Here is a 19,790-nt window from a genome sequence, read left to right on the forward strand (position 1 = left end):
GAAAAAATGTCCGTAGAAAGTACAGTTCGGGCGGTTACGACCTACCGCCTTACGGAGATGAAGCAGCGGGGCGAGAAGATCGCCATGCTGACCTCGTATGACTATTCGATGGCCAGGATCGTCGATGCCGCGGGTGTCGACGTGATTCTGGTGGGCGACTCGGCGGCCAACGTGATGGCCGGTTACGAGACGACGCTTCCCATTACGCTCGATATGATGATCTATCATGCGCGTTCGGTGGTTCGCGCCGTCAACCGGGCGCTGGTGGTTGTGGACCTTCCGTTCGGCACCTACCAGGGCAACTCGAAGGTGGCCCTCGATTCGGCGATCCGGATCATGAAGGAGACCGAGGCCGATGCGGTGAAGATCGAGGGCGGGGAGGAGATTCTCGAATCGGTTCAGCGCATCCTTTCGGCCGGAATCCCGGTGATGGGGCACCTGGGTCTGACGCCGCAGTCGATCCACAAGTTCGGGACCTATGCCGTGCGTGCGAAGGAGGAGGCCGAGGCCGAGAAACTGGTTCGTGACGCGCATCTGCTGAGCGAGGCGGGGTGCTTCGGCATCGTGCTGGAGAAGATCCCGGCGGCATTGGCTACGCGGGTGACGTCGGAGATTCCGACGCCGACGATCGGCATCGGGGCGGGTCCGGGCTGCGACGGCCAGGTGCTGGTGATCCACGACATGCTGGGGATCAACAAGGGCTTCTCTCCGCGTTTTCTGCGTCGCTATGCCGACCTGCACGCGGTGATGACCGAAGCGGTGGGGCAGTACGTGCAGGATGTCAAGTCGTGCGACTTCCCCAACGAGAAGGAGCAGTATTGATCCCGCCGTCGGGAGCGGCCAGGCAAAGGCGGGCGTTGTCCATCGACAACGCCCGCCTCTTTTCTGCCTGCGAAGAAGTGTTTGCCTGCGGAATTTTTGCTTGCTGAGGTTCTCGGACCCCTACTCTTCGGCTTTCCCGATGGAGACGAGCTCCACGACTTCGAAGACCCCCTCGTACTCGGCGGCAAAACCCTCGTCGGAGGGGCCCTTGTAGCGGACTTTCAACTCGGCTTCTGCGGGTGAGCCGTTTTTCTGACCGCCGGTCACGCGGTCGTATTCGCGTTCGAGAGCGCCGCTGCGGTCGACGATCCAGTACTCGACGGTGTCGCCCTCGGGAACGAACGAGCGCACCTCATGGGCCATTACCACCCGTCCGCGCAGAAGCATGACGGAATCGGCATGCTCGTCGAAGACGATGCTCTGTTCGTCGAACAGCGGTGCCTCCTGTCCGATTTCCAGGAACAAGGCCCGGTCGGGGCGGTTGTCGTGGATTTCGAAATAGCGGGTTCCGCTGTTGCCCATGCCCCAGCCGTTGCAGGTTGAGGGAACAGGCTCTTTCGGGTACAGCGCCGCGAGTCGCTCCGCATAGGCGTCCGTCGGGACGAGATCGTACCTCCGTACGCCTTTGCGCAGGCTTTTGCCTTCACGAAAACGGCAGGTCTGCCCTTCGTCCCAGCCGCTTTCCTGACGCAACTGGTCCAGTACGTCCTCGATCTTTTGGTTCGGGAGGTGGAAAATCCGGACTACGGAAGTTCCGGGTCTGTCGGCATCCCGGCGTTCCATACGGAGGCCCGGGAGCGTTTCGTCGGGAACGATGCGCAGATTGTCGTTTTGCTGGGCCCAGAGACGGAGCCCTGCTCCCGAGACCTCCACCCAGGAGAATCCCTCCTGGGCGGCTCTGGACGGTTGTTCCGGAAATTCGGGACCTGCTCCGGCAGATTGTCTTTCGGAGCCGCAGGCGGCAAGGAGCAGCACGGCAGCTGCGGCGGGGAGGATCCGTTCCGGGCGGATTCTCCGGAGTGCTTCCCGTAGGGTCCGTCCGGGTGCGGAGTCTGTGAATTTGAACATGGTTTTGGGTATTTGATTCTACGATCTGTTTTTCATCGACGCTTCGAGTTTTTCGGAGAATCCGGGGCGTTCGCCGACGAAAATGTCGACGATGCGCCCTTCGGGGTCGATGAGGATCTTCGTGGGGTAGGCCCCGATGCCGTAGACATTGTCGATGATCTCGGCCGGGCGCCCCTCGCGCGTGTCGAGGAGGTTGATCCAGGGGAGTTCGTGCTTCCCGATCGCCTCGATCCACTTTTCGCGCAGCGACGAGAGCGGGACCAGTCGGCCTTCGGTGTCGGTGCGGATGTCGGTGCGGGGTGTGGTGGAGGCATATTGGGAGAGGGGCCGCGCCTGCATGACAACGGTGTCGTTGGAGAAGCCCGTGAAGGTGGCCACGATCGTGTGGCGGGGGCCGCAGGCCGTGGCGAGGGCGGCGAGGGCGGCGAGGGCGGCAAGAAGCATGCGTTTCATGTCCCGGTTGGATTTGAAGGTTCCGTATTCCGGAACAAATTTAAGAAAAAAGTCGGCCGGACAAGGGAAAACGGGAAAAAGTTGCCGGGTTCGGAATGTTGGACAGATTGTTGATAAAAAAGTTGCCGACAGGGCGCTGAAATTAGGCTGTTTCGAAAAAAATGATTACTTTTGCGAGCAACAAAAATCCACGTTCATTATGTCTTTTATCAATGAGAGGGTTCAGCCCGAAGGACTTACGTTCGACGATGTGCTGCTCGTACCCGCCTATTCGGAAGTGTTGCCGCGAGAGGTCGATATCCGGACCCGTTTTTCGCGAAATATCAGTCTCAACATCCCGGTCGTGTCCGCCGCGATGGATACCGTGACGGAGGCTCCGTTGGCCATAGCGCTGGCGCGTGAAGGCGGTATCGGTGTGATCCACAAGAACATGACCATTGCGGAGCAGGCCGCTCAGGTCCGCCGGGTGAAGCGTGCGGAGAACGGCATGATCTACGATCCGGTGACCATTTCGAAGGAGAATACCGTAGGGGACGCGCTGAATCTGATGAGGGAGAACAAGATCGGAGGAATCCCGGTTGTTGACGCTGATCGCAGGCTGATCGGCATTGTCACGAACCGGGATTTGCGTTTCCAGCGGGATATGGACCGCCGGATTTCGGAGGTGATGACTCCGGGCGACCGCCTCATCACGACGCACCGCACCGATCTGGCCCACGCTTCGGAGGTGCTTCTGAACAACAAGATCGAGAAACTTCCGGTCGTGGACGACGAGGGACACCTCGTGGGTCTGATTACCTATAAGGATATTACGAAGGTGCAGGATCATCCGAATGCGTGCAAGGATGACAAGGGCCGCCTTCGCGTAGCGGCGGGCGTAGGGATCACCCCCGACGCGATGGATCGGGTGGCGGCGCTTGTTGCCGAGGACGTGGATGCCGTAGTGCTGGACTCCGCGCACGGACATTCGCGTAATATCGTGCGGACGCTCCGGGAGATCAAGGCGAAATATCCGACGCTGGACGTTGTGGTGGGCAATATCGCCACGGCCGAGGCTGCGAAGTTCCTGATCGGGGCGGGTGCCGACGGCATCAAGGTGGGCATCGGTCCGGGCTCGATCTGTACGACGCGCATCATCGCGGGTGTGGGTGTTCCGCAGTTGTCGGCGATCTACGCCGCCTCCTCGGCCGCCAAAGGGTCGGGTGTTCCGGTGATTGCCGACGGCGGTCTGCGCTACTCGGGCGATATTGTCAAGGCGCTGGCTGCGGGCGGCGACTGCGTGATGATCGGCTCGATGTTCGCCGGGACGGAGGAGGCTCCGGGCGAGACGATCATCTACAACGGCCGCAAGTTCAAGGCCTACCGCGGCATGGGCTCGATCGACGCCATGAAGGCGGGTTCGGCCGACCGCTATTTCCAGAAGGGTTGTGAAGGGAACATCAACAAACTCGTCCCGGAGGGCATTGTCGCCCGCGTACCGTTCAAGGGTTCGCTGAGCGAGACGGTCTACCAGTTGATCGGCGGGCTGCGTTCGGGCATGGGCTACTGCGGCGCGAAGGACATTCCGGCGCTGCAGACGGCGCAGTTCATCCGGATCACGGCTTCGGGAATGCACGAGAGCCACCCGCACGACGTGACGATCACGAGCGAGGCCCCGAACTATTCGAGCGAGCACTAAAAATCCCTCCGGATCCGGAACGAATAATTTAGAACCGATGGAAAAGATACTGATTCTCGATTTCGGGTCGCAGTACACGCAGCTCATAGCGCGTCGCGTGCGCGAGCTGAACGTCTATTGCGAGATTCACCCCTTCAACAAGATCCCGGCTTTGGACGAGTCGGTGCGGGGTGTGATTCTCTCGGGCAGCCCCTATTCGGTGCGGGACGCCCAGGCCCCGACGCCCGATCTCTCGCAGATCAAGGGGCGCCTTCCGCTGCTGGGCGTCTGCTACGGCGCGCAGTTCCTGGCCTCGGCTTTTGGCGGCGAGGTGCAGCCGGCCCCGAGCCGCGAGTACGGCCGGGCGATGCTCACGGTGGGCGATCCGGCGGATGCCCTGATGGCAGGGCTTCCCTCGCCGACACAGGTCTGGATGTCGCATGGCGATACGATCACGCGCGTTCCCGATACCTATCGGATCGTGGCCAGCACGGAGGAGGTGTGCGTAGCGGCATTCCACATCGAGGGCGAGCGGACATGGGGCATCCAGTTCCACCCCGAAGTCTACCACTCGACCGACGGCAAAGAGCTCCTGAAGAACTTCGTCGTGGGAATTTGCGGCTGCCGGCAGTCGTGGACCTCGGAGAGCTTCGTGGAGTCGACGGTGCGCGAGCTGCGCGAGAAACTGGGCAGCGACAAGGTGGTATTGGGCCTGTCGGGCGGCGTCGATTCGTCGGTGGCGGCGGTGCTGCTGCACCGGGCCATCGGGCGGAACCTCTACTGCATCTTCGTGGATTCGGGACTTCTGCGCAAGAACGAGTTCGAGGAGGTGCTGGCCTCCTATAAGGATATGGGCCTCAATGTTAAGGGGGTGAAGGCCGGACCGAAGTTCCTGGGCGACCTGGCGGGTGTCACGGATCCCGAGAAGAAACGCAAGATCATCGGCCGCGACTTCGTGGAGGTCTTCAACGAGGAGGCGATGCAGATCAAGGATGTGCGCTGGCTGGCCCAGGGGACGATCTATCCCGACGTGATCGAGTCGTGCTCGGTGAACGGGCCTTCGGCGACGATCAAGTCGCACCACAATGTGGGGGGGCTGCCGGAGAAGATGAACCTGCGGATCGTGGAGCCGCTGCGGCTTCTGTTCAAGGACGAGGTGCGGCGTGTGGGTCGCTCGCTGGGAATCTCCGAGCAACTGATCGGCCGCCATCCCTTCCCGGGTCCGGGCCTTGCGATCCGCATCCTGGGCGACATCACGCCGGAGAAGGTTGAAATCCTCCAGAACGTCGACAAAATCTATATCGACTCGCTGCGGGCCGCGGGCCTGTACGACCAGGTTTGGCAGGCGGGGGCGATTCTGCTCCCGGTGCAGAGCGTCGGGGTGATGGGCGACGAACGGACCTACGAGCGTTGCGTTGCGCTGCGTGCGGTGACCTCGACGGACGGCATGACGGCCGACTGGGTGCACCTTCCCTACGAGTTCCTTGCCAACGTGTCGAACGACATTATCAACAAGGTGAAGGGGGTAAACCGGGTAGTCTACGACATCTCCTCGAAACCGCCCGCCACGATCGAGTGGGAATAACCCGGCTCTTAGCCGGGCGGGGAATCCAGTAGCCACCTTTTGATGTCAAAAGGTGGCGCCAAAACCAGCCGCAAGTTGCTTTTTGCGGGGCCGCAGTTTGGCGTCGCGGAAACGGGCGCCTGACGCGGGTTTGCAAGCAAACCGGCCCCGTTTCTTATCGCGCCGCCTGCGCTGCGTCCTCTCTCCGCAAAAAGCAGAATGCGGCGGCGGTCGACGCGGATTCAAGGGTTGGACCCTCGTAAGGTTCCGCAGCCTCTGAATCCAGTCATTCCCCGCTTGACGGGGAATCCATCATTGCGCAAGAACTGGATTTCCGCTCAAGGCGGAAATGACAAAAGTGGGAGCGCGGAACCCTTTTTTTAATGGGAGGTCTGTGGGCTGGGGAAGTTCCGGCTTGATGAAAAAAACGAAAAGAAAGATGCGGACTAAAAATGCGAGCGCCGGGGACGGTTTGCTTGCAAACCCGCGAATAGTCGCCCGGCGCCAATGTTAGGCCGCGTCTTGCCGGTTTTTTCGTCGTGCCGGTCGGTTTTTGCGGCGCTTTTTGCCGACACAAAAAGCGCCCGCCTAAGAGGCGGGTGGATTCCCCGTCAAGCGGGGAATGACATTCTTGCCAGTCATTCCCACGAAAGCGGGAATCCAGAATCGTCGAAGCGCAGAACTGCTTCGGGAACCATTCACTCACTCCATCGCCCATAGAACCCGCCTCTTAGCCGGGTGGATTTCCGCTTTTCCGCGGAAATCCCTATCTTTGCAACACAAAATATCGCACGCCATGAAGGATTTTGCAGCCATAGATTTCGAAACGGCCAACGGCCAACGTTCGAGCGTTTGTTCGGTGGGTGTTGTTGTGGTGCGCGGCGGTGAGGTGTGCGATACGTTTTACAGCCTGATCCGGCCGCGCCCGAACTATTACAGCCGTTTCACGACGGCCATCCACGGTTTGACCTATGAGGATACGGCCGCGGCTCCGGATTTTTCGGAGGTGTGGCGCGAGGTGGCGCCGCGCATCGAGGGGCTTCCGCTTGTTGCGCATAATTCGCCCTTCGACGAAGGGTGCCTGCGTGCGGTGTTTGCGCTCTACGGGATGCCTTATCCCGGCTATACGTTCTATTGTACGTGTCGGGCCTCGCGTCGGGTTTTCGGGCGGCGGCTTCCCAACCACCAGCTGCATACCGTTTCGGCGGCCTGCGGCTTCGACCTCGAACACCACCACCATGCGCTGGCCGATGCCGAGGCCTGCGCGCGTATTGCGCTTAAAATCCTATAGTCCCAACTCCACCTGGAATCTGAATTCCCATCCGTCGCCGGGGAGTTTGCCTGCGGCGTGGGCCACCCGATCGTAGAAATGGTAGGAAAAGTCGGCCTGGACCTTGAGCGAATGCCCGATGATGTAGCGTGTAATGCCCAGCGTGGATTGATTGCGCCGTTTGTAACCGGTCAGCGGGTGGATTTCGCGCTCGGGAAAGAGTGTGGAGTTGCGCAGGGCGATTTCCCATTTCTTGTCGAAGAGATAGCTGGTCTGGACATTGAGCCCGCATCCGGTGTATACGAAGTCGGAGTTTCCGGCCCCGAAGCGGGGGTCGGCGCAGGTGCGTCCCATGAAGTCGGTGTAGAATGCGAATCCGCGGTATTTGAGGATGAAGTCCACGAAGTAGGAACCGATATTCCGGGTGGAGTTGTCGGGCATGACGTTTCCGCGCTGACCGCTGAGTCGTGAAGCTTTGTGGTTGTAGGCGTAGGCTCCGGCCAGGAGGATTTTGGGCCGTTTTTCGCCGGCAAAATCACCCTCGATCACATCGCCCTTTGCCGAGAAGTGCCCCAGGGGATAGAGTTCCAGGCGTCCGGTGTATGCGAGCCCTCCGTTGTCTGCCGATCCCCAGTTGCGGCCTTCACCGAGGGTTACGGAGCCCTTGAATGCGAGGTCGAATCCTTCGGTGCGGTCGAGGTTGTACTCGCCGAAGAATCCGAAGTCGCGGTCGAGGTTGAATTCGCTGTTGACGATGCTTCGGTCGACGAACTGCAGGGCGCTCGACGAGTTGATCCGGGCGCGGTTTGCCTTGATCTTGGTCTGTCCGAATCCGATGTTCCATTTGGGGCTTGGGACGTAGTAGACGATGGCATCGCGGACGATGTTCATGTTGCCGTTTGGAAGGGGCTCGGCGTCGTGTCCTGTGAATCCCAGCTGAATGGAGTAGACGAGTTTCGGGGTGTAGACATAGCCGTCGAACCGCAGCCGGAGCCGTTTGACCCGGGCGTCGGTTTTGGTGTGAGAGAACCTGTCGTCGAAGGAAAGGGCCAGAAGGTTCTGCATCCGGAACCGGAGCGTGAGTTCGAACCAGTTGTTTTTTGGGCGGAATGTGATACCTTTTCCGACCTCGATATTGGGCATGTTGCGGAGTTGGGCGAGGAGTTCTCCGGTGGAATCGGCCTCGATAATCGGTGTTGCGGGGTTTTTATCCGCGTGTTTCCCGGTTTGTTGTGCCAAAGCGGAGTTGTTCAGGCAGCATCCGATTCCGAAGGATGCGAGCAGCAGGAGAGCGTTTTTTTTCATGTTCGGTCTTTCTGTTTGTAAGCAATCTGGGCCGGATGGGATGCAGCAAAAAATGTGCAGGGTTCCGGGGTGTCGGTGCAAAGGTGGCCCCGGAATCTGAAATGAATTTGAAATCGTGAGTGTCCGGTTGTAAAAAACGACCGGTTTGTGGAGTGTGGCGGATGTTCTGTCAGTCCGTTTTCCGGGTTGACACTTCGTTTTTCAAGGGATAATGTCGTGTCGAATGGGATGTTCCCGAGCCTCCTGCAGCAGTTCGCCCAGGATGCCGATGTGTTCGGCTATCAGTTCCGGCTGCCGCGGAGCCCGGTCGGCCACGTCGAGCGTCGTCTCTCCCGACAACACCAACACCCCCAGCGCCCCCGCATTGTGCGCCATCTCGATGTCGGTATAGATGCGGTCGCCCGCCATCGCAATCTCTTCGGCACGCAGCCCGTGGCGCCGGAGAATCCCCGAAAGCATGTTCGGATCGGGCTTTCCCAACGTAATGTCGGGCCTGCGCCCCGTGGCGTGTTCGATCGCGGAGCAGATCGAGCCGCAATCCACCAGCACCGTCGGCAGATTCGTCGGGCAAACCCGGTCGGGATTGGTCGCCAGGTAGGGAAGCCCCTGCCGGACCCACCAGGCGGCCCGGCACAGACGGCTGTATGTGAGTGTCATGTCGAAAGCCACGACCACGGCATCCGGAACATCGTCGGCCGAATCTGCCGTCGAGACGTACCCCGCCGCCTCGAATTCCGAAATCATCGAGGGCGTTCCGAGCAGAAACAGCCGCCGGGCCTCCGGATAGCGGCTCCGCAGGTAGTCGATCGTCGCCAGCGTCGTGGTATACATCTCCTCGCGTGTGGCCTGAATCCCCAGATCGGCGAGTTTCGACAGGTAGTCGGCAATCGATTTCGATGGGTTGTTCGTCAGGAAGGAGTAGCCGATCCCCGCCTTCCGGAGCCCGGCCAGGAAAGAACGGGTCCAGGGAAACAGCTCCGAACCCATGTAGATTGTGCCGTCCATGTCGAGGGCGACATGGCGGATCCGCGACAGGTGCCGCAGCAGCTCTTCACGCTCCCAAATCGAGCGGTAACGACAAAAACGCTCCATTGTCCGGTCGAATAGCAAAGGTCAGCGGCGTTCGGTGTTCAGTCCCAGGAACAGATAGGGGTAGTCGGTCTCGATGACATCGCAGCCGGATCCGAGTTCGAGTTCGTAACCGCCCCGTTTCTGAGCCTCCGCAGCGCGGCGGTCGTGGGTCGGAGCCACGGAGATCATGCACATGACGCCCTGCCGGTGCAGCGAATCGTAAAGAGGCTGCTGATCCGCGAGCATCATCGTGCCGACGTAGGCCATCATCTGCGAGGCAGGGATTTCCGCCTCTTGATAGGCGCGGTATTCGGAGAGGTTCTTGCACCAGGCCGAGAACATGGCATCGGGATCCCGGTCGAGCAGCAGCCGCGCCTGTCGGGCATTGCGGACCGTATACATGACATTGGCCGGGGCCAGGCGGTTGATGAATTCGGACATGAACTCCAGCGGGACATCCTTGATGTCGAGGTTGAGGATCGTCTTGCCCTGGCTCCAGCGAATGGCCTCTTCGAGGGTCGGGATCCGGAACTCGGTCAGGTTTCCGTCGCGGTCCTTGAGGCGGAACTGCTGCAGCTCGGCCAGGGTGTAGTCCGCGACCCGTCCGGAGCCGTTGGTCGTGCGGTCGATCGTGGCGTCGTGCATCAGGACAATCACGCTGTCGCGGGTCAGGCGCGGGTCGATCTCGAAGAACGACGGCATCATCGTCAGGGTCTTCTCGAAGGATTCGATGCAGTTTTCGGGATAGCCCGAGATCATGCCGCCGCGGTGCCCGCTGATCACGATCGGGCGGGTCGGCGAATAGCGGAACCAGGCGTGGAGATCGGCACGTTTTTCGATGCTGATGTAATGAGGCGCGTCGGCTGATACGGGAGTCTCCGAGCAGGAGACACCCAGCAAAGCGATGGCTCCGAGCAGGGAAAGCAGTTGTTTGTTCATGGCGGTATTTTTTGAGTTTTTCTGAATAACCTGTAAAAACGGTGCTGTTTCCGGGAAACAAGTTCTGTTTCGGTTCTCAAATTTATGTTTTAATTTTCTTTTTGACAACTTTTAGTCTATGAAATTTCCATTTCAAAACAAACGGGAAAGTGATATGATAAATCAATTAACTGTAAAACAATATTTTACAAACAAAAGACCCTCCCGAAATTTTTATTTTCAAAGATGCGTTTCGTTTTTCCTTTTATTTCCAATTGGCTATTTTTGCTTTCTTTTATTTGCAAAAAAGAAAATTTGTGTTTATTTTTGTCCTGCTTGAAGCGCCTGCCGCAAGATGCCGCACAGACGCCGCGCAAATACGAAACTTCGGGAATCAGAACCCCGCGTCCTGCTCCCCTATAATATTTAGGTAACCCAAAACAACTCATCATGGATAAAATTGAAAGCGCTTTGACGCGGACAACCGATACCCGGGCCGTGATATTCGGCGTCGGGACACTTCCCCGCGTGTCGGAACTCTTTACGCAACTCTTCCCCGGGAACCGGGCCGTAGTCATTGCCGACCCCAATACGTGGCGTGTGGCCGGCGAGGAGGTGCACCGCCTTCTCGAAGAGGCCGGCATCCCCCAGGATGCCCCCTGCCTGCTCACCGACCCGTCGCTTTACGCCGAATGGCGCTTCATCGAGGAACTTGACGCCCTCCTGGCCGGGACGGATGCCATCCCCGTCGCCGTCGGCTCGGGGGTCATCAACGACCTGACCAAGCTCTCGTCCCACCACAACGGCCGCCGCTACCTGATCGTCGGGACCGCCGCCTCGATGGACGGCTACACTGCCTACGGCGCCTCGATCACCAGGGACGGAAACAAACAGACGTTCGACTGCCCGGCGCCGCTCGGCATGTTGTTCGACCCGTCGATTGCGGCCGCAGCCCCCGCGGAGCTCTCCGCGTCGGGATATGCCGACCTGATCGCCAAGATCCCCGCCGGAGCCGACTGGATGCTGGCCGACGCCGTGGGGTCGGATCCGATCGACCGGTTTGCCTTTCCGCTCGTCCAGGACGACCTTCCGGAGGCGCTGTCCGATCCCGCCGGGGTTCATGCCGGGGATGTCACGAAGGTCGGGCAGCTGGCCGAAGGGTTGATACTGAGCGGTTTTGCCATGCAGGCCGTACAGTCGAGCCGCCCCGCTTCGGGGGCCGAGCACCAGTTCAGCCACCTCTGGGACATGGAGCACCTGCGCTACAACGGCGCTTCGGTCTCCCACGGCTTCAAGGTCGGCATCGGGACGCTGGCCTCCACGGCCTTTTTCGAGATGCTGCTGGAGACACCCGTCGAGCAGCTCGACATCGAGCGTTGCGTCGAGGCATGGCGATCCTGGCCCGAGACCGAATCCGACATCCGGGCCCTGTTCGGCAACGACACCGAACTCGTGGCCCGGGCGTTGAAGGAGACGCGCGACAAATACGTCGGCAAGGAGGGGCTGCGCGAAGAGCTGTCGCGCCTGAAAGCGGCGTGGCCCGAACTGCGGGAGCGCATCCGGCGCCAGATCATCCCCTTCGAGGAGGTGCAGCGGCGGCTGCAGCTCGTCGGAGCGCCCTATGAACCGGAGCAGATCGGGGTCTCCCGGGCGCGCTTCCTCGAAGCGTTCCGGAAAATCCCCTACATGCGGAGCCGCTACTCGGTTGTCGACGTCGCCTTCCGCTGCGGATGGATGGAGGGTTGGCTCGAACGGCTCTTCGGTCCGGGATGTATTTGGAGCATCCACTGACGGATTTGCGGCCGCAGCGTTTTTTTTAGCCGTTTTGCAGCCGTTTTTTCACACGAACGGTCTACCTTTGTAATCCGGAACAGCAACTATTATCACTCAGATGACACCCGAACAGAACAAACGTTTCAAACGCTGGCAAATGCGCACGATCCTCGCCACGATGGTCGGATATGCGCTCTTCTACTTCGTGCGCAAGAACTTCTCGCTGGCGATGCCCGGTCTGGAGGCCGATTTGGGCATCTCGAAGGTCAGCCTCGGCATCTTCCTGACACTCAACGGCATCATCTACGGCGTCTCGCGTTTCGTGAACGGCATCCTGGCCGACCGCATGAACGCCCGCTGGTACATGGCTATCGGACTGGCGCTCTGCGCCCTGGCCAACTTCGCCTTCGGATTCGGCGAGGATATCTCCACCTGGATCACCGGAGAGGAGACCGGCGACCGCTTCACCAATACGATGATCCTCTTCATGGGGATCATGTGGGTGGTGAACGGGCTGCTGCAGGGTTCGGGATTCCCGCCCTGCGCCCGGCTGCTGACCCACTGGATCCCGCCGAAGGAGCTGGCCACGAAGATGTCGCTCTGGAACACCTCGCACTCCATCGGGGCGGGTCTCGTGGTGATCCTCTGCGGCTACATCATGGGGCACCTCGGTCAGAACCTCTCGGCCGATCCTGAAGCCGTGGCACGGATTGCGGCCAATCTGGGGATCGAGAGTTCGGATTCCGAAGGGATGGCCACGGTAATGAGTTTTGCCGCACACTCCGGGGCCTGGCGGTGGTGTTTCTGGGTCCCTTCGGCCATTGCCTTTGCCGGGGCCATCGGACTGGTGGCCTTCCTGCGTGACACCCCGACGTCGGTCGGCCTGCCCGAACTCGAAGGCACCGAAGTCGACAACGGCTCCGCGCAGGGGACCGTCGACCGCAAGGGGGTCGAATACAAGGCCTTCCTGATGAAGCATGTCTTCCGCAATCCGTTGATCTGGATCCTTGGCGCGGCGAACTTCTTCGTCTACGTCGTGCGTTTCTCTGTGCTGGACTGGGGGCCTTCGCTGCTGAGCCAGTCTAAAGGGGTCAGCATGGCACACGCCGGGTGGCTCGTTGCGATGTTCGAGATCGCCGGAATTCTCGGAATGCTCTTCGCCGGCTGGGCCACGGACCGCTGGCTGAAGGGACGAGCTCACCGGACCTGCGTCTTCTGCATGGCCGGAGCGGCCCTCTTCGTCTTCCTCTTCTGGCGTCTGCCGTCCGATGCCCCGATCTGGCTGCTCTTCGCCACGCTCTGCGCCGCCGGGTTCTGCATCTACGGCCCGCAGGCCCTCATCGGAATCGCCGCGGCCAACCAAGCCACGAAAAAGGCCGCCGCAACAGCCAACGGCCTGACCGGACTGTTCGGCTATGCCTCGACGCTCGTTTCGGGCGTGGGACTGGGATTCGTAGCCCAGCACTACGGGTGGAGCTGGGCCTATGTGGGGATTCTCGGCATGGCACTGATCGGCATGGTGATTTTCCTGCTGATGTGGGATGCCCGGGCCGACGGCTACGCCACGGAGTCCGGAGACCGGTAGCCCTTCCGCAGAGCGCAGAGCGGGAAGGCTGCGATTTATGCCGCTGATTTTATATTTACAGAACATAGGATGCGGTTCGGCACAGTCAAACCTGAAAACTCCGTTTTCGTTTGCCTCTGCGCTCACCTTTCACTATATTTACAGAACATAGGATGCGGTTCGGCACAGTCAAACCTGAAAACTCCGTTTTCGTTTGCCTCTGCGCTCACCTTTCACTATATTTACAGAACATAGGATGCGGTTCGGCACAGTCAAACCTGAAAACTCCGTTTTCGTTTGCCTCTGCGCTCACCTTTGCGTATATTTGCCTTTGACAACCTTTTGTTGCACTTTTTAATGACGGAACCATGTTGAGCATCGCCGAACGGCACAAATACATTCTCGACACGCTGAATGCACACGGATTCGTGCGCATTACGGATATTGCCAATGAACTGGGCGTGACGAAGGTCACCATCCGCAAGGATGTGAAGATCCTCGAAAGCAAGGGACTTCTCTACAAAGTACACGGGAGTGCCCGTCCGGCCAATCCGCATGTGGCGGATCTGGACGTGCATGTCAAGGACAACATCAACCGCGAAGCCAAACGAGCCATTGCTCGGCGAGCCGTGGAGCTGCTGGACGACAGCGATTCGGTGATCGTGGCCTCGGGGTCGACGATTTATGCCTTTGCCGAGGAGATTCGGATGCGACCGTGGCACCACCTGAACATCGTGACGCCGTTCCTGCGGCTCGGGGTTCTGTTCAACGATGTCGAGAATGTCAATGTCGTGCAGCTGGGCGGTACGATACACAAGAAATCCCTCTCGGTCCTGGGCGGCGAAACGGCCCGGGGGCTTGAGGACTGCATCTGTTCGAAACTCTTCTTCGGGGTCGACGGTATCGATCTCGAACACGGGATCACCACATCGACCATCGAGGAGGCGCAGTTGACGCGCCGGATGATGGCTTCGGCCTCGAAGACGATCGTATTGGCCGACTCCTCGAAATTCGGGCAGCGCGGCTTCGGGCGTATCGGTTCGCTGGAGGATGTGGATGTGATCGTGACCGACGCCAGGGTCTCCGAACAGATGTCCGCGGCGCTCGAAGAGGCCGGTGTGGACCTGATCGTCGTCAAATAGAGGCTCCGCAGCCCGTCCGGCGGACAGCAGACGGACAGACGGACGGGCGATCAAAAACGGAGCGTTCGACTATATCACGAGGGGGGCAACAATAGGATTCTGCCGCTGTTGAGCCGGGGCTTCGAAAACTCCGAGTTGCAGAAACGGCTGGCCCGTTACGCCTGTATGTCCAAGCCGGAAAGGGAGCCTGGACCGCCTCTCGCAGGACTTGACGTCGCGCGGCGTTTTGATAAACAGTCTGGCCCATCAGCAGCAAAACATTCCCGAGGTGAATGAGAAGGAGGTTACGTCCGCCCTGACCCAAAAGACCGATGCGCTGACGGATTCGGCCTCCATCGCCCAGATCCAGGAGATCCGCGGCGGTCTGTATCGGGGCGGTCCAACATGACAAGCGAGTGGATGTTTACGTGCAGGATTTCGGCCGCGGCATAGACTCCCGTTACCACAAGAGTATCTTCGAGCGATATTTCCGGGTTCCCGGCACCAAAGTTCAGGGCAGAGGATTGGGCCTGGCCATTTCGAAGGATTTTTTCGAGGCGCACGGAGGCCCGATCTCGATCGGAAGCGAAATCGGGAAAGATTGTCGGTTCACCGTATCGCTTCCGGTCTAACCTTGAAAAAGAGGAGTAAAATTTAATAACCTGTTTTAATGCCAACGGGTTGAAGTTAGTCTTGTTCTTTCCTCCTTACCGGAGATTTCCTGTTTTGGTTTCCGCGATTGTTCCTGCAAAACCGGTAAAACGTTTCAAACCTTCTGTCAGCGTATTACGCGGGCAGGCGATATTCCAACGCATGAATCCTTCGCCCTCCGCACCATACATCGTTCCTGCATTGAGCCACAAACGGGCTTCGGATACCAATCTCCGTTCGAGTTCCTCCGAAGATATGCCGAGTTTGCGGCAATCCATCCATACGAGATAGGTTCCTTCCAATACCGTGACAGGAAACTCCGGCAAATGCTTACGGCAGAAATCCCGCATATAGAGATAATTGGCGTGCAGATACTCGACAAGTTGGTTCAGCCACGCTTCTCCTTCGTTATAAGCCGCTTGGGTCGCAATTACTCCGAATGGATTGACATCGCATACTTCATTGTCATTGATGGCACGGTCGATTCTTGCGCGGCGGTCGGCATCGGCGCAGACGATGTTCGCAATCTGCAATCCGGCTATATTGAATGCCTTGCTGGGAGATATGCAGGTAACGGAATGTCGCAGAAAGTCTTCTGAGATGGAGGCAAACGGCGTGTAACGATGTCCCGGGAAAACCAGTTCGCAATGAATCTCATCCGAAACAACCGTAACGCCGTGACGGATACAGATTTCACCGATACGTACCAGTTCCTCACGTCTCCACACACGCCCGGCTGGATTATGAGGATTGCACAGCAACATCACTTTCACTTTCGGGTCGGCAGCCTTACGCTCCAGGTCTTCGTAATCAACCGCGTAAGTATTATCTGCAAAGACCAATGGTGAGGAAACCATTTCACACCCGTTGTTGCGGATGGACGAAAAGAAGCAGTTATAGACGGGAGTCTGCACCAACACTTTGTCTCCCGGTACGCCCAGAGCCTTGATGACCGCCGAGATGGCCGGGACTACGCCCGATGTATAAATTATCCATTCACGGTCGATCGCCCACCCGTGACGGCGTGCGAACCAACCCGTAACAGCTTCATAATAGCTGTCGGGCACACGGGTATAACCGAAAATGCCATGCTCCACACGTCGGCGCAAAGCCTCGACGACGGCGGGAACTGTACGGAAATCCATATCAGCCACCCACATCGGCAATACATGTTCGCTTTCGGCACTGTCCCATTTGTAGGAATTGGTTCCCCGTCGCGAAATTTGTTCATCGAAATCGTATTTCATACCTTCGTCTTAATCGGTGAAACAGGTAAGCTCGTTCCGGAGACGGATTTCACAATCGGCTGGAGCCTTGATGTTCTCGTCTATGGTGATGGAGCCGTACTCATCGGCCACGATGCGTCCCGACATCGGGTTCTTGATATTCGTGATGGCTCCGCGAATATCGGCCTGCAACGTGCTGTACTCGAATGCACGGTCGCAGTCCGGTCCGAAGGTGCAATTCTCCAGTATAAGGTCGTGAGCGTAGCAGAGCGGCTGCTCACCGGTGATATGGCAGTTCACCAGACGCAGGTTCTTCGAATGCCAGCCGAGGTACTCGCCGTTGAGTTCGGAGTCGTAGACGGTCACATTCTCAACTTCCCAGAACGCATCTTTCGTCGTGATTTTGGCTCGATGGATTTCCACGTTCTTCACATATTGGAACACATACTTGCTGTCGCTCTCCAGTCCGTCCACATAAATGTCGTTGCTGAACATGAAAGGATAGGTGCCGCCGTGCAGTTTGAGGTTCTTGATGCGGATGCCGTTGCAGCGCCAGAACACTTCATCGGCATCGTTCATCGTAACGTTCTCGATGTCGATTTCATTCATCTCGCGGAACATTTTCGGCGCATCGATAATCGTGTCGGTCATCTTCAGATGGTCGGAGTACCACAAGGCCGAGCGACCTCCGACATCGAAATAACAACGGTCGATTTTGAAACCGTGTACATGCCAAAAGGGATAGTTACCCTCGAAACGGCAATCTACAGCTTCTATATTGCTGCACTCTTTGATGGCCGATTCGCCGGCGCGGATCACTACGTTCTCCAAACGGAGGTCATGGGACTCGAACAAGGGGCGCTCGCCCCCAAATTCAGTGTCTTTAATCAGTTCCATTTAGAATATTATTTTAGTTATCGGTCTTGTTGATTTCAAAAGTCACGTCCACATTGCCTCTTCCGAGAGCCGAAGCCAGCCCTGACGGATTGTCGAGCCGCCCTATACGGGTGTAGCTGTAAGACGACGAGAAGGTTTCATAAAAGAGAACAACACAGCTGGAGCCGTAGAGCATCAGGTCTCCATTACGGATTGTGCCGGGCCGGTAGCTGTCTGTGGGCAGATTTTCCGACAGATAATGGTATTTTTCGTTGCCGTTCATTTCGTTCATCGTCACCGTCATAGGCAGCAAAGCGGCAAAAGCGCGTGCCGTGGCATTCTCCTCGAGTGTGACAGGAAAGCTATGATCGCCCACACGGACTGTAATGTTTTTGCTCATTTCGTTTTCCCCTTCATTATTTTCGTTATTATTCCCATTGCCATTCCCGTTATTGCCGCTTCCGGTTCCGGAATTGCCATCATCTCCCGGCTCTTCCGGATCAGGCACAGGCGTAACTGGTGTCTCTATTACAGGTTCGTCGTCCGAACCGCATGCAGTCAGCACGGATGTGGCTGTCATGAACATTAAGGCCGTGATAATCATATACCTGTTCATATTTCACATTATTTTTAGTAGTTATGATTCCAGTCCCGTTTTATAGGCTTTCTCAAGGTGTTCAGGTGCGATTTGACGGGCCATATTTCCCCCCCCCGTACAACTTTCTGAGGATACTTGTCCTCGACGGAGATGGCATATAGACGTTCGGTAAAAGATTTCAGTCTCGCCGTAATCGTCCAAAAATAAAGTGGCGAGGCCATCACGGGTGTATCACATGCGGCAAAAAGGGAATAAAGCATCGGTCAGAGGGCCCGTGTTACCCTGCCGCGAACCGACACCCATCAGTGCAAGGACATTTTCCCGTTGCCCCGACATATTGTCTCGATTGCCGTGGGACGGGGAGGCCCTTCCATTTTGCCGTCTTTCAGAAAACGGGAAATTGCCGACCCTCCAAGCAATACTCCGCCGGCAGTCGGCAAACTGTTTCTTAAAAATGTCCTTCTTCCCATATTTTGTAATCCTTGTTTCAAATACTTCTTCTTCTGATTATTGTTACACTGCAAAATTATGTTGAAACCGCAAATCACCCGGTAGATGAATTACAGAGAAGATAACCCCAATTACAGATTGCATGAAAAAGCACCTGCCACTCCAATGATGGTGGGGCAGGTGCTATCGCTTTCATTCCAGTTCTTAAGAAGGAATTTACATCTATTTCAGGTATTCTCTGAAAAATTCCTCCAGTTTGTCGAACGGAATAATGTCCGTCCGGTCATATAAGTCCGTATGCACGGCACCGGGAACTATGAGCAGTCGTTTGTTGTCGCCTTTCAACTTTTTGAAGGCGTCCTCGCCCATGTAGCGGGAATGGGCCTTCTCGCCATGAACCACCAATACGGCACTGCGGATTTCATCGGCATAGGCAAGGATAGGCGCGTTGAGAAATGCGAGATTGGAGGTCTTGTTCCAACCTAAACCGGAATTGATGGAACGGGGATGATAGCCTCGTTCGGTCTTGTAATAGTCGTAATAATCCTTCATGAACTGCGGGGCATCGTTGGCCGGTTCCGGATTCATCACGGTGCGGGGATATGTTCCGGTCCGGTAGTCTTCTGTGCGCTGAGCGTTGAGTTCCCGGCGCATCTTATAGCGTGCATCCGCATTGTCGTTGGCATCGAAATAACCGTTTGCTGAACAGCGGCTGATGTCGTACATCGTGGAAGCTACCGTTGCCTTAATGCGTGTGTCGTTGGCAGCCGCATTGATGGCAAATCCGCCCCAGCCACAAATACCTACTATTCCGATACGCTCGGCATCCACGTCTGGACGTGTCGCAAGGTAATCCACCGCAGCCGAGAAGTCCTCGGTATTGATGTCCGGCGAAGCCACGCTGCGGGGCTGGCCGCCGCTTTCGCCCGTGAACGAAGGATCGAAAGCAATCGTCAGGAATCCCCGTTCGGCAAGACTTTGAGCATACAGTCCCGACGCCTGCTCCTTTACAGCCCCGAACGGACCGCTGACAGCGATGGCCGGCCATTTCCCTCCGGCGGCCGTTTTCGGTACATACAGGTCGGCGGCGAGCGTGATGCCGTAACGGTTGACGAAGGTCACCTTGCTGTGGTTCACCTTGTCGCTCTTCGGGAACGTCTTGTCCCATTCCTGTGTCAATTTCAGTTCTTCCATATTTCTGCTGCTTTGAGTGTTCTGTGCCGGGCTTTCCGTCAGGCCGAAAAGGCAGAGGGAAACGGCAGTTAAAATTGTTATACGTTTCATAATCGCTGTAAATTCAATGTTTGTCATCTCTTGTTTTCTTTCCTTTTCACGATGCAAAATTACAGCGGATTACAGAGAACGCCGGTAGATGGATTACAGATAGTATAACCCCAATTACA

16 protein-coding genes and 1 pseudogene are annotated in these 19,790 nt (G+C 57.6%); 8 read left to right on the top strand and 9 right to left on the bottom strand.

Annotated features, from left to right (window positions below):
• Window positions 1-6: 6 nt before the first annotated feature.
• Window positions 7-822, top strand: a complete 816-nt coding sequence (panB, locus tag ABGT65_RS10180; RefSeq protein WP_346701883.1) for a 3-methyl-2-oxobutanoate hydroxymethyltransferase — start codon at window positions 7-9, stop codon at window positions 820-822.
• Between the two features lie 120 nt (window positions 823-942).
• Here the strand turns inward: panB and ABGT65_RS10185 are convergent, their stop codons facing one another.
• Together ABGT65_RS10185 and ABGT65_RS10190 are read right to left on the bottom strand one after the other, a co-directional pair.
• Window positions 943-1,890, bottom strand: coding sequence for a hypothetical protein (locus tag ABGT65_RS10185; RefSeq protein ID WP_346701885.1), 948 nt, complete (start codon window positions 1,888-1,890; stop codon window positions 943-945).
• 18 nt (window positions 1,891-1,908) lie between these two features.
• Entirely contained in the window at window positions 1,909-2,343 is a 435-nt protein-coding gene (locus tag ABGT65_RS10190; protein WP_346701887.1) for a hypothetical protein, read from the bottom strand.
• Between the two features lie 199 nt (window positions 2,344-2,542).
• Between ABGT65_RS10190 and guaB the strand changes: the two genes are divergently transcribed.
• The 3 genes from guaB to ABGT65_RS10205 all read left to right on the top strand — a co-directional run bounded on the left by guaB (window position 2,543) and on the right by ABGT65_RS10205 (window position 6,855).
• Window positions 2,543-4,021 (top strand): IMP dehydrogenase, encoded by a 1,479-nt coding sequence (gene guaB, locus ABGT65_RS10195; RefSeq protein WP_346701889.1) that lies wholly within the window; start codon window positions 2,543-2,545, stop codon window positions 4,019-4,021.
• 37 nt (window positions 4,022-4,058) lie between these two features.
• On the top strand, window positions 4,059-5,585 hold the full coding sequence (gene guaA, locus ABGT65_RS10200) for a glutamine-hydrolyzing GMP synthase (protein ID WP_346701891.1): 1,527 nt from the start codon (window positions 4,059-4,061) through the stop codon (window positions 5,583-5,585).
• Window positions 5,586-6,360: 775 nt separating this feature from the next.
• On the top strand, window positions 6,361-6,855 hold the full coding sequence (locus ABGT65_RS10205; protein WP_346701893.1) for an exonuclease domain-containing protein: 495 nt from the start codon (window positions 6,361-6,363) through the stop codon (window positions 6,853-6,855).
• On the opposite strand, the gene ABGT65_RS10210 is transcribed toward ABGT65_RS10205, so the two are convergent.
• The 3 genes from ABGT65_RS10210 to ABGT65_RS10220 all read right to left on the bottom strand — a co-directional run bounded on the left by ABGT65_RS10210 (window position 6,850) and on the right by ABGT65_RS10220 (window position 10,149).
• Complete coding sequence (locus ABGT65_RS10210) at window positions 6,850-8,139, bottom strand: porin (protein ID WP_346701894.1); 1,290 nt, start codon at window positions 8,137-8,139, stop codon at window positions 6,850-6,852. The genes ABGT65_RS10205 and ABGT65_RS10210 overlap by 6 nt on opposite strands.
• Window positions 8,140-8,340: 201 nt before the next feature.
• Complete coding sequence (locus ABGT65_RS10215; RefSeq protein ID WP_346701896.1) at window positions 8,341-9,231, bottom strand: HAD-IIA family hydrolase; 891 nt, start codon at window positions 9,229-9,231, stop codon at window positions 8,341-8,343.
• A 21-nt stretch (window positions 9,232-9,252) separates the two neighbouring features.
• The gene (locus ABGT65_RS10220) at window positions 9,253-10,149 is read right to left on the bottom strand and encodes a glycerophosphodiester phosphodiesterase family protein (protein ID WP_346701898.1); all 897 of its coding nucleotides are present in this window, start codon (window positions 10,147-10,149) and stop codon (window positions 9,253-9,255) included.
• Window positions 10,150-10,578: 429 nt separating this feature from the next.
• Here ABGT65_RS10220 and ABGT65_RS10225 point away from each other — a divergent pair, with 429 nt between their 5' ends.
• The 4 genes and pseudogenes from ABGT65_RS10225 to ABGT65_RS10240 form a co-directional block, all read left to right on the top strand.
• Window positions 10,579-11,919, top strand: a complete 1,341-nt coding sequence (locus tag ABGT65_RS10225; protein WP_346701900.1) for a sn-glycerol-1-phosphate dehydrogenase — start codon at window positions 10,579-10,581, stop codon at window positions 11,917-11,919.
• Window positions 11,920-12,019: 100 nt separating this feature from the next.
• Complete coding sequence (locus ABGT65_RS10230; RefSeq protein ID WP_346701902.1) at window positions 12,020-13,486, top strand: MFS transporter; 1,467 nt, start codon at window positions 12,020-12,022, stop codon at window positions 13,484-13,486.
• A gap of 347 nt (window positions 13,487-13,833) precedes the next feature.
• Entirely contained in the window at window positions 13,834-14,607 is a 774-nt protein-coding gene (locus ABGT65_RS10235) for a DeoR/GlpR family DNA-binding transcription regulator (protein WP_346700970.1), read from the top strand.
• 368 nt (window positions 14,608-14,975) lie between these two features.
• Window positions 14,976-15,218, top strand: a pseudogene (locus tag ABGT65_RS10240) (sensor histidine kinase); the annotation flags it as partial.
• Between the two features lie 75 nt (window positions 15,219-15,293).
• On the opposite strand, the gene ABGT65_RS10245 reads toward ABGT65_RS10240, so the two are convergent.
• The 4 genes from ABGT65_RS10245 to ABGT65_RS10260 form a co-directional block, all read right to left on the bottom strand.
• Complete coding sequence (locus ABGT65_RS10245) at window positions 15,294-16,484, bottom strand: MalY/PatB family protein (RefSeq protein ID WP_346701903.1); 1,191 nt, start codon at window positions 16,482-16,484, stop codon at window positions 15,294-15,296.
• Window positions 16,485-16,493: 9 nt separating this feature from the next.
• Entirely contained in the window at window positions 16,494-17,360 is an 867-nt protein-coding gene (locus ABGT65_RS10250) for a DUF3737 family protein (protein WP_346701905.1), read from the bottom strand.
• A 13-nt stretch (window positions 17,361-17,373) separates the two neighbouring features.
• Entirely contained in the window at window positions 17,374-17,955 is a 582-nt protein-coding gene (locus ABGT65_RS10255; RefSeq protein ID WP_346701907.1) for a cyclophilin-like fold protein, read from the bottom strand.
• A 654-nt stretch (window positions 17,956-18,609) separates the two neighbouring features.
• The gene (locus ABGT65_RS10260; protein ID WP_346701908.1) at window positions 18,610-19,671 is read right to left on the bottom strand and encodes an alpha/beta hydrolase; all 1,062 of its coding nucleotides are present in this window, start codon (window positions 19,669-19,671) and stop codon (window positions 18,610-18,612) included.
• Window positions 19,672-19,790: the final 119 nt, after the last annotated feature.

Origin of the sequence: uncultured Alistipes sp. (genome assembly GCF_963931675.1) — a bacterium.
Taxonomy (GTDB): domain Bacteria; phylum Bacteroidota; class Bacteroidia; order Bacteroidales; family Rikenellaceae; genus Alistipes.